This window comes from Stenotrophomonas sp. P5_B8, from assembly GCF_054049855.1.
The window spans coordinates 1-11,015 of the sequence record NZ_JBFULO010000108.1; the positions used below are offsets into that span (position 1 = coordinate 1).

The window sequence follows — 11,015 nt, forward strand, 5'->3', positions numbered from 1 at the left end:
GGGCTCGCCGCTCCGCAGGCACTGCTGCAGGTGGGCGATCACACGGTCGATGCCGTGGCGTTGGCGTAACTGAGCAATGCGGCTCATGACGGGCTCCGTGTCGGGTGACGTCCAGCATGCGTCGGTGCCCGCCACGGCGCGTGGCCGATCTTGCGCAGTTGCAGGCCCGTCATCGTCGGTGTCGACCGTTGATCGGCACGCGCAACGAGTCTAGCCCGCGCCGCCGCCCTGCGTGGCCAGCACATGCCCCAAGCCGATAGCGCAGCCTCGGCGGCGTCAAAAACCCCACGGCGGACGGCCCGCACCGGCCGCCGTGGGCCCCACCTCTACGCCTTCGCCAACGCCTGCTGCAGGTCGGCCAGCAGGTCGTCGATATGTTCGATGCCGATCGACAGCCGAACGGTGTCTTCGCTTACACCGGCTTTCTCCAGCTCGGCCGCGTCCAGCTGGCGGTGCGTGGTCGAGGCCGGATGGGTGGCCAGCGATTTGGCATCGCCCAGATTCACCAGGCGGGTGAACAACTGCAGCGCATCCAGGAAGCGTGCGCCGGCGGCGCGGCCACCGGGCAGGCCGAAGGTGAGCACGCCTGAGCCGTGGCCGCGCAGGTACTTCTGCACCAGCGCATGCTCAGGATGGTCCGGCAGCGCGGCATAGTTCACCCAGTCCACCTTGGCGTGGTCGCGCAGGAACTGCGCCACCGCCAGCGCGTTGGCGTTGATCCGGTCCATGCGCAGCGCCAGGGTTTCGATGCCCTGCAGGATCAGGAACGAATTGAACGGGGAGATCGCCGCGCCGGTGTTGCGCAGTGGCACCACCCGCGCGCGGCCGATGTAGGCCGCCGGGCCTAGCGCCTCGGTATAGACCACGCCGTGGTAGCTCACGTCCGGCTCGTTGAGCCGGCGGAAGCGCTGCTTGTACTCGGCCCAGGGGAAGCGGCCCGAATCGACGATGGCGCCGCCCAGGCTGGTGCCATGGCCGCCGAGATACTTGGTCAGCGAGTGCACCACGATGTCCGCGCCGAAATCGAACGAGCGCTGCAGGTAAGGGGTGGCCACGGTGTTGTCCACGATCACCGGCACACCGTGCGCGTGGGCGATCTTCGCCACCGCTTCGATATCGGTGATGTTGCCGCGTGGGTTGCCGATCGACTCGACGAAGACGGCCTTGGTGCGGTCGTCGATCAGGGCCGCGAACGCCTCGGGATCGTTGTAGTCGGCAAACCGGGTCTGGATGCCGAACTGCGGCAGGGTATGCGCGAACAGGTTGTAGGTGCCGCCAYACAGCGCACTGGAGGAAACGATGTTGTCGCCGGCTTCGGCGATGGTCTGGATCGCGTAGGTGATGGCGGCCTGCCCGGAGGCCAGCGCCAGCGCGCCGATGCCGCCTTCGAGCGCGGCGATGCGCTGCTCCAGCACGTCCGTGGTGGGGTTCATGATGCGGGTGTAGATGTTGCCCGGCACCTTCAGGTCGAACAGGTCCGCGCCGTGCTGGGTGTCATCGAAGGCGTAGGCCACGGTCTGGTAGATCGGCACCGCCACCGCGCGGGTGGTTGGATCGGGCGTGTAGCCGCCGTGGACGGCGATGGTCTCCGTGCGCCACGGTGATGGGGGACTGCCGTGCTCGGACATCTCGTCTCCTCCGGTTGAACGCTGACGATACCGAACAAAAAACCCCCGCCGGGGCGGGGGTTCATGCCAATGCCGCATGGCGTGAGGCCAAACGGCTATCAGGCCGCAGGCACGGGACAGGATCAGCCCTTCACGAACACCAGCTTGCCTTCGGCTGCGTCGACGCGGATCACATCGCCGCTGAGGAACTCGCCGGACAGGATCTTCTGCGCCAGTGGGTTCTCCATCTGCGACTGGATTGCGCGCTTGAGCGGCCGCGCGCCGTAGACCGGATCGAAGCCGACATTGCCCAGCAGTTGGAAGGCGGCGTCGCTGACCTCGATGCGCAGGCCACGTTCGGCCAGGCGCTTTTCCAGGCCCTGCATCTGGATGCGCGCGATCTGCTTGATCTGCACCTTGTCCAGCGGGTGGAACACCACGATGTCGTCCAGGCGGTTGATGAACTCCGGGCGGAAGTGCGCCTGCACCACCCCCATCACCGCGGCCTTCATCTGCGTGTAGGCCTCCGGGCTGTCATCGCTGCTCATGTCCTGGATCTGGTGCGAGCCCAGGTTGGAGGTCATCACGATGACGGTGTTGCGGAAGTCCACGGTGCGGCCCTGGCCGTCGGTGAGGCGGCCATCGTCGAGCACCTGCAGCAGGATGTTGAACACATCCGGATGCGCCTTCTCCACCTCGTCCAGCAGGATCAGCGAATACGGACGACGACGCACCGCCTCGGTGAGGTAGCCGCCCTCTTCGTAGCCGACATACCCCGGGGGCGCACCGATCAGGCGGGCCACGCTGTGCTTCTCCATGAACTCGCTCATGTCGATGCGGATCATCGCGTCGGTGCTGTCGAACAGGAACTCGGCCAGCGCCTTGCACAGCTCGGTCTTGCCGACGCCGGTGGGGCCCAGGAACAGGAACGAGCCGCTCGGGCGATCCGGATCGGACAAGCCGGCACGCGAGCGACGCACGGCATCGGACACCACCTTGATCGCCTCTTCCTGGCCGACCACGCGGTCATGCAGCATGTCTTCCATGCGCAGCAGCTTGTCGCGCTCGCCTTCGAGCATGCGGTTGACCGGGATACCGGTCCAGCGCGAGACCACCTCGGCGATCTCCTCGGCGGTGACCCGGTCCTGGACCAGCTTGAACTCGGTGGTTTCCACTTCCTGCGCGGCGGCCAGCTGCTTTTCCAGCTGCGGCAACTGCCCGTACTGGATTTCGCTCATGCGGCCGAAATCCTGCCGGCGCTGGGCCGATTCCAGCTCCAGCTTGGCGTGCTCGATCTGCTCTTTGATCTTGGTGGCGCCCTGCAGCGTGGCCTTTTCCGACTTCCAGATTTCATTGAGGTCGGAGAACTCGCGCTCCAGCGCATCGATATCGCTTTCCAGATCGGCCAGGCGCTGCCGCGAGGCCTCGTCCTTTTCCTTCTTGAGCATTTCGCGCTGGATCTTCAACTGGATCACGCGACGCTCCAGGCGATCCAGTTCCTCCGGCTTGGAGTCGATCTCCATGCGGATGCGCGAGGCCGCCTCGTCCATCAGGTCGATGGCCTTGTCCGGCAGCTGACGGTCGGCGATGTAGCGGTGCGACAACGTGGCGGCGGCGACGATCGCCGGGTCGGTGATCTCCACGCCATGGTGCACGGCATACTTTTCCTTCAACCCACGCAGGATCGCGATGGTGTCCTCCACGCTGGGCTCGCCCACCAGCACCTTCTGGAAGCGGCGCTCCAGCGCGGCATCCTTCTCGATGTACTTGCGGTACTCATCCAGGGTGGTGGCGCCCACGCAATGCAGCTCGCCACGCGCCAGCGCAGGCTTGAGCATGTTGCCGGCATCCATCGCGCCATCGGCCTTGCCCGCGCCGACCATGGTGTGCAGCTCATCGATGAACAGGATCACCTGCCCTTCGCTCTTGGCCAGGTCGTTGAGCACAGCCTTGAGGCGTTCTTCGAATTCACCACGGAACTTGGCACCGGCAATCAGCGCGCCCATGTCCAGCGACAGCACGCGCTTGCCGCGCAGGCCTTCGGGCACTTCGTCATTGATGATGCGCTGGGCCAGGCCCTCGACAATGGCCGTCTTGCCCACGCCGGGTTCGCCGATCAGCACCGGGTTGTTCTTGGTCCGGCGCTGCAGCACCTGGATGGTGCGGCGGATCTCTTCGTCACGGCCGATCACCGGGTCCAGCTTGCCGCTCTCGGCGCGCGCGGTCAGGTCGATGGTGTACTTTTCCAGCGCCTGGCGCTGTTCTTCGGCGTTCTCCGACTGCACGCTCTCGCCGCCGCGGATCTTGTCGATCGCCGCGTCGATGCGGGTCTTGTCGGCACCGGCGGCGCGCAGCGCCATGCCCAGCGTGCCGCTGTCGTCCAGCGCGGCCAGCACGAACCACTCGCTGGCGATGAAGGCATYGCCATGCTGCTGGGCCAGCTTGTCGGTGTTGTTGAGCAGGCGGTTGAGGTCGTTGCCGATGGACAGGTTGCCTTCCTGCCCGGAGACCTTCGGCAGCGCATCGAGCGCATCGTTGAGGCGTTCACGCAGCACCGGCACGTTGACCCCGGCCTGGGAAAGCAGCGGGCGCGTGCTGCCGCCCTGCTGGTCCAGCAGCGCCGTGAATACGTGCACCGGTTCGATGATGTTGTGGTCGCGGCCCACGGCCAGCGACTGCGCGTCAGCCAGCGCCTGCTGGAAACGCGAGGTGAGCTTGTCCATCCGCATGGGGAGTTCCTCTTTCGTGTAATGGCCAGCCTGGCTGGCAGATGTAACGGATATGCGGTTGTCGCGCAGTGATTCAAGACACTCCGGGCTGGCAATACAGCGCTCGCACCTCAATATATGCGAATACGTATCATTACTATTCAGCATTCGGCGTTGCCTGGTGTGGCTTTTAGAGTGATTCCCATGCAGCCACGACACGAGATCGTCGGCACGCTGTCCCGTTACCCTCGCCGCCGCAGGGCTGGCTGGGGGTCGCGTGGCCTGCCGGGAAACCGCTGCCGACGTCACCAGGACACCGTCGCCCGCCTGCTGCACGACCGTGACCTGTCGGCCCTGCACGCGCCGCGGGCGTTGCTGGCCACGGTAGCGCGCGGGCTGGCGGCCAACGGGTTCTGGCGCCAGGCCCTGGTGCCTGACGTGCTTCAGCAGCTGGATGCAATGCGCGACGGCCTGCCGGCGCTGGCGCGCCGCATGCTCGTTCTGGCCAGTTCGACGGCCTGCGTTACGACGCCCTCAGCGACCGTCCTTGTCCCCCGTCAAGCGCCGCACGAAACGCGCCCTGCTTTGCTGCCTGCCGCCAACGCGCCGCCCTTCCCACCTCCGGACCGGCGGCAGCGCCCGCCATCAGCCGCGGCTGATTGCCGCGCGGATCGCCCGCAGCTGCTGTTTCACTGCGTGTGACTGCGCGGCGTCCATGCGCAGCAGCAGCTTCTGTCCCACCGAGCGTGCCTGCAGGGCGGGATCGACAAAGCGATAGCGGCCGCGCTCATCGCGCGTCACCGACAACGGGCGCGGCGGCTCCGGTGTCTGCAGCAGGTGGTCGATCACCGCCACCAACCGGTCGTTGAAGTACGCGTTGGGCTGCCCCAGTTCTGCATACGCCTGCTGAAGCAACGGGTAGACGCGCACATAGGCCTTGCCCGCCGCCGCCGCATCCAGCGCGGTAAAGGCCTTCACGTAGGGGGCGTAGCGCGCGGCGTTGGTCGCCGCGATGTGCATCGTGCCATCCCCCGTCTCGACCTGCAGGCTGCCGGGCAACGCACGTACCGCCATCGCGGGCGTTGGCACGCTGGGCTTGTCGAGGTTGTCGATATGGGTGACCACGCGCTGGATCAGATGATCGCGCAACAGCAGTACCAGTGCGCCGTCGCCGTTGAACAGCGACGACAGTGCGTCGAACACCGGCCCATCGCTGTCGGCCAGGGAGGGCAGTGCCGGATCGGCCGCATCCCGGGGATCGACCGGATGCTGGATGGGAGGCGGCGCTGGCGCCGCAGGTGATGCAGGAACGGGCGATATCTTCGTATCCGTACCCTGTTGTGCTGCCGGCGCCTGCACGGGCACCTTTATGTCATCGACAAGACCGCGCAGGGTGTCGCTGAACAACCACGTTCCCGCACCGCCGATCACCACCACACCCAACACCCACGGCCAGATCGCCTTTCCACTCTTCTGCATGTTGCCGTACCTCGCGTTGCACGTGCCTGGACACCGTATGACCCCCGCCATCGGGCGGGGTTCCCTGCGCACCTGCACGACCGCAGGATGCGCGTTGACACCGCATCATCCCGCAGGCGCGATGAACCGCTGCCACGCCCGCCGCCACACACGCTCACGCCCGCGTAGCATGGGCACGCCGATGCTGTGCACTGTTCTTGTGGAGCACCGTGATGCAGTACGAGCTTTACTACTGGACCGGCATCCAGGGCCGTGGCGAGTTCATCCGGCTGGCGCTGGAAGATGCTGGCGCGGCCTACACCGACATGGCGCGCGTGCATGGCGACGCGGTGATGCAGCCGTTCCTGCAGGGCAAGGAAGACGGCCTGCGCCCGTTCGCCCCGCCTTTTCTGAAGAGTGGCAGGCAGGTGATCGCCCAGGTGGGCGCGATCCTGGACTACCTTGCGCCGGAGCTCGGCCTKGTGCCCGAGGCGGCCTCACGCCGTCAGCAGGCGCTGCAGCTGCAGTTGACCATCGCCGACCTGGTCGCCGAAGTGCACGACACCCACCACCCGATCTCCGCATCGACGTACTACGAGGACCAGAAGCACGAAGCCAAGGCACGCGCCGCGGCGATGCGGACCGAGCGGCTGCCGAAATTCCTGGGCTACTTCGAAGGCGTGCTGAAGGACAACGGCGAGCGTCATCCGCTGCGCGAGCACTCTTACGTGGACCTGTCACTGTTCCAGCTGCTGAGCGGGCTGGAGTACATGTTCCCGCGGCGCATGCAGGCGCTGTGGCCCGCGTCGCCGTTGCTGCACGCGCTCAAGGAGCGGGTGGAACGGCGGCCGAACATCGCTGCCTACCTGGCGTCCGACCGCCGCCTTGCATTCAACACCAACGGCATTTTCCGCCACTACCCCGAGCTGGATGGCGACACCTGATTGCCGCACACCGCCCCGGATCGTAATGCCGGCCGCTGGCCGGCCACCGGGCGGTAGCGCGGCCACTTGGCGCCGGCCAACGGCCGGCACTCCCTCCCCGTCGTCAGCGTTCCTGCTTCTGCAACGACAGCAGTGCCAGCAATCCGGCCAGCGCCACGTAGGCACCGGCAAACTGCCACATGATGATCTTCGGCAAGCCCACCAGCTGCCACGGCAGATAGATGCCGCCACGCGGGTCCACCGAGTGGATCAACCCGAACAGGGTGAGCGCCGCCGCCACCAGCAGGAAACCGGAAGAGCGCAGCAGCCTGCCGTCGATCATCGCCACCACCGCGGCGATCCACAGCATCGAGGTGATGATGAAGCCATTGCCCAGAGTGAAGACCACCGCCAGCTCGGGCAGGCCGTGGCCGTCCAGCGTGGAGGTCATCGCCGCCAGTTGCGCCGGTGCGATCCAGCCAGGCGCCTTGATCGCCAGCAGGTAAGCCACCGAGGGCAGGAAGCCCAGCACCATCGCGCCGGCGTGTTCACGCGGGGTGGCCTGGAAGGCCTGCGTGGTGATGTCGATGGCCACGTATACGATGATCGGTGCCAGCACCGCCAACGGCAGCCACTGCACCAGCCCGGAGATTACCCCGAGCATGCCGCCGATGCCCACGAACAGGCCGGTCAGCAGCGTGTAGCCGCTGCGCGCGCCCATGTGCTTGTAGGCCGGCTGGCCGATGTACGGCGTGGTCTGCGCAACACCGCCGCATAGCCCGGCGACCAGCGTCGCCACCGCTTCGACCAGCAGGATGTCGCGGGTGCGGTAGTCGTCACCGGCCGCGCGCGCGCTTTCGGAGACGTTGATACCACCCACCACCATCAGCAGGCCGAACGGCAGCAGCAGCGGCAGGTAGGTGATTGCCGTCGGCAGGCCCTCAATGAAACCCAACGTGGGYCACGGCAGCACCACCTGCGGCGGCGTCCAGTCGGGCACGTGGAAGCCCGGTGCGCCCAGGCCGACCAGGCCGAGGCCGTAATACAGGATCGTGCCGAACACGAACGCGACCAGCACGCCCGGCGCGCGGATCGGCAGCTTGCGCTTGGCGAGCAGCACGTACAGCAGCAGGCCCAGGGTGACGAAGCCGACGATCGGCGAACGCAGGGTTTCCAGCAGCGGCAGGAAGCCCATCAGCACGATCGCGATGCCGGCGATGGAGCCCAGCAGCGATGCACGCGGCAGTGCGCGGGTAACCGCTTCGCCGAAGAAGGACAGGATGACTTTCAGCACGCCCATGATCACCAGCGAGGCCATGCCCAGCTGCCAGGTGGCGATGGCCGCGTCATGCGGCGCCAGACCCTGCGCTTTGAAGGCGAGGAACGCCGGGCCGAGTACCAACAGGGCCATGCCGATGCTAGTGGGCGCATCCAGGCCAAGCGGCATCGCGGTGACATCATCACGCCCGGTGCGCGTGGCCAGGCGTCGCGCCATCCAGGTGTAGAGCACGTTGCCGACCAGCACGCCAAAGGCGGTGCCGGGGAACATGCGGCCGAATACCACGTCGGCCGGGAACTGGAAGATGCTGACCAGCGCCATCGCGATGAAGCCCAGGATCGACAGGTTGTCGACCACCAGACCGAAAAAACCGTTGAAATCGCCGGCGACGAACCAGCGGGGAGGTCCGGAGCGGACGGGAGCGGAGGCGGACATGCGCAAGGACGACCGTGGGGAGGGGGTAGCCGATGGTAGGGCCTCACCGCTCGTAGTAACAGGCACATGGATGGAACGCCGGGGGACATCGGTGCGCCTGCGCAGGGGGCGGACGCCGCTGCGCGCTGACCTGTCCCGGTGGTGCCGGCCGGTGATCGGCTTCCGATATCCCCTGCAGGATTCGGAGGAGCCGGCCAGCGGCCGGCACTACCTGGTCCCTTCGGCATCCCTGCGGCGCCGGCGCTGCCTCAGGGCTTGTTGAGGAAGTTGTTCGCGAGCAGGTCGCGCACGTCGCCCACCCGTCCGCTGAGCAGGGCCTTGGCCGCATACAGCGCGGTGCCGGCTACCTGCTTGGCCTCTACCTGCGGCGGCATCACCAGCTCGGTCGGGCTGGTGTGCACGTCCAGCAGCGCCGGGCCAGGGTGGGCCAGGAAGTCCTGCACCGCCTGCTCCAGGTCCTCCGAGCGGGTCACGGTGCGCCCGTAGAAGCCGATCACCTCGGCCAGCCGGCCGAAATCGGGGTTCTTCAGGTCGGTGTAGTTGTCCAGCAGACCCTCGACCTTCTGCTCCAGCTCGACGAAGTTGAGCGAACTGTTGTTGTAGACCACCACCTTGATCGGCAGGTTTTCCTGCACCGCCGTGAGCAGGTCGCCCAGCAGCATCGCGATGCCGCCATCGCCGGACAGCGAGATCACCTGCCGGCCCGGATACGCCTTCTGCAGGCCCAGTGCCTGTGGCATGGCATTGGCCATCGTGCCGTGCAGCAGGCTGGTCAGGGTGCGGCGACGGCCATTGACGCGGATGTGGCGCAGGATCCATACCATCGGCGAGCCACCGTCGGCGGTGAACAAGGCATCGTCGCTGGCGTAGCGGTTGATCAGCGCGGTCAGGTGCTGCGGGTGGATCAGCTCGCCCTCGCCCGGTTCCTCTTCCTTGGCACGCGTTGCCAGCGCCTTGTCGCGGTGGCTGATGCACTCGTCCAGGAAGCTGCGGTCCTCGCGCGGCGGYAGCAGGGGCAACAGCGCCTCCAGGGTGGGCCCGATGTCGCCGACCACGCCCAGGTTGACCGGATGGCGGCGGCCGAGATGGCTGCCATCGCGATCGACCTGGATCAGCGTGGCCTTGTCCGGGTAGTACTGGCCCCACGCAAAGTCGGCGCCGAGCAGCAACAGCGTGTCGCAGGCCATCAGCGTGTGGTAGCCCGATTCGATGCCGAAGATGCCGGTCATGCCCATGTTGTACGGGTTGTCGTACTCCACGAAATCCTTGGCCCGCGAGGTGTGCGCGATCGGTGCCTTGAGCCGTTCGCCCAGCGCCACCAGTGCGTCATGGGCATGCTCGCAGCCGGCACCCGCATAGATGCCGATGCGCTTGCCATCGGCGATCAGCGCGGCGATGCGCTGCAGTTCGTCATCGCTGGGGCGCAGCACCGGCTGGGTGTAATGCACCGAGAACGGCACATCGTGCTTGACCTCGGCCTCGCTGATATCGGCCGGCAGGATCACCACCGCCACGCCACGCCGGCTGATCGCCGCCTGGCAGGCCAGCGCGACCACGCGGCGCGCCTGCTGCGGGCTGTGCACCTGCTCGCAGAACACGCTGCAGCTGGCATATACCGCCTTGAAATCAACCTCCTGCGGGAACTCCATGCCCAGCTCGGCGGTAACCACCTGGCTGGCGATCAGCACCATCGGCGCGCGGTTGCGGTTGGTCTCGAACACGCCGTTGATGAAGTGCAGGCCGCCCGGGCCGCAGGAACCGGCGCAGGCGGTGAGCTGCCCGCTGATCAACGACTCGGCGCCGGCAGCGAACGCAGCCACTTCCTCATGGCGCATGTGCACCCACTCAATCTCGCTGTGGTGGATGGCATCGGTGACGTAGTTGAGGGTATCGCCGACGATGCCGTAACAGTGACGGACACCGGCAGCCTGCAGGGTTTCAACCACGATCTCGGCAACGCGCTTGCTCATGAGGGAACGTCCACTACCTGGGGGAAGCGTCAGGGTAGACCTGCGAAAGTGATCCCCATGTGCGAACCCGGGCGATCAGATCATGGATTGGCGTTTACCCACCCCACGATGTCGCCTCGCGTCGGGTTGGCATAGCGCACCTTCACCCAACCGTCCTGCTCGTCCAGCAGTTCAACGCGGTCACCGCGCACCAGGTAACGCCGGGTGCTGGTGTCGCCGGGCCGCGCATGCAGCGGCACCCGCGCAGGCACCACCTCGCCGCTGAAGGGCAGCAATGGGCGGTCATTGCGCGGTGCGACCAGACCATCGGAGATGGCGGTCTCCAGTACCTTGCCAGCCGGGTCGTAGGTACTCCAGACCGCCATCGGGCCAGTGTCGGCGGTCTGCTTGACGAAGATCGTCGCCTCCAGCGCATCGCCAAGCATCAGCACGCGTTCGGCGCGATACAGATACAGCCGCCCCGCGTGATAGCGGTACAGGTCCACGTACCACATCGGGCCACTGCGGCAGCTGCTGCTCAGGGTGCGGTTGGCGGCATCCACGTCCAGCCCCATCAGCTCGCCACACTGCGCATGCGAACCGGTCGGCAGCGTCAGCGGCACGAAGCGTCCCTGCTTTGGGTCGAAGCGGTACAC

At 66.7% G+C, this 11,015-nt stretch carries 6 protein-coding genes and 1 pseudogene; 1 reads left to right on the forward strand and 6 read right to left on the reverse strand.

Annotation, left to right across the window (positions count from 1 at the left end):
• Positions 1 to 326 precede the first annotated feature (326 nt).
• From ACXJKH_RS08350 to ACXJKH_RS08360, 3 genes are all read right to left on the reverse strand, one after another.
• Positions 327 to 1,628: an O-acetylhomoserine aminocarboxypropyltransferase/cysteine synthase family protein gene (locus ACXJKH_RS08350; RefSeq protein WP_457319079.1), complete on the reverse strand. Its 1,302-nt coding sequence runs from the start codon at positions 1,626 to 1,628 to the stop codon at positions 327 to 329.
• Between the two features lie 122 nt (positions 1,629 to 1,750).
• On the reverse strand, positions 1,751 to 4,336 hold the full coding sequence (gene clpB / locus ACXJKH_RS08355; RefSeq protein WP_457319080.1) for an ATP-dependent chaperone ClpB: 2,586 nt from the start codon (positions 4,334 to 4,336) through the stop codon (positions 1,751 to 1,753).
• 624 nt (positions 4,337 to 4,960) lie between these two features.
• A complete protein-coding gene (locus ACXJKH_RS08360) occupies positions 4,961 to 5,794 on the reverse strand; it encodes a DUF3014 domain-containing protein (RefSeq protein ID WP_457319081.1) in 834 nt (277 codons plus the stop codon).
• Between the two features lie 212 nt (positions 5,795 to 6,006).
• Here ACXJKH_RS08360 and ACXJKH_RS08365 point away from each other — a divergent pair, with 212 nt between their 5' ends.
• Positions 6,007 to 6,717, forward strand: coding sequence for a glutathione S-transferase (locus ACXJKH_RS08365; RefSeq protein WP_256775496.1), 711 nt, complete (start codon positions 6,007 to 6,009; stop codon positions 6,715 to 6,717).
• A 103-nt stretch (positions 6,718 to 6,820) separates the two neighbouring features.
• On the opposite strand, the gene ACXJKH_RS08370 is transcribed toward ACXJKH_RS08365, so the two are convergent.
• From ACXJKH_RS08370 to ACXJKH_RS08380, 3 genes and pseudogenes are all read right to left on the reverse strand, one after another.
• Positions 6,821 to 8,410, reverse strand: a complete 1,590-nt coding sequence (locus ACXJKH_RS08370; RefSeq protein ID WP_457319082.1) for a hypothetical protein — start codon at positions 8,408 to 8,410, stop codon at positions 6,821 to 6,823.
• Between the two features lie 248 nt (positions 8,411 to 8,658).
• A complete protein-coding gene (locus ACXJKH_RS08375; RefSeq protein WP_457319083.1) occupies positions 8,659 to 10,380 on the reverse strand; it encodes a thiamine pyrophosphate-dependent enzyme in 1,722 nt (573 codons plus the stop codon).
• 80 nt (positions 10,381 to 10,460) lie between these two features.
• Positions 10,461 to 11,015: pseudogene (locus tag ACXJKH_RS08380) on the reverse strand (SH3 domain-containing protein); the annotation flags it as partial.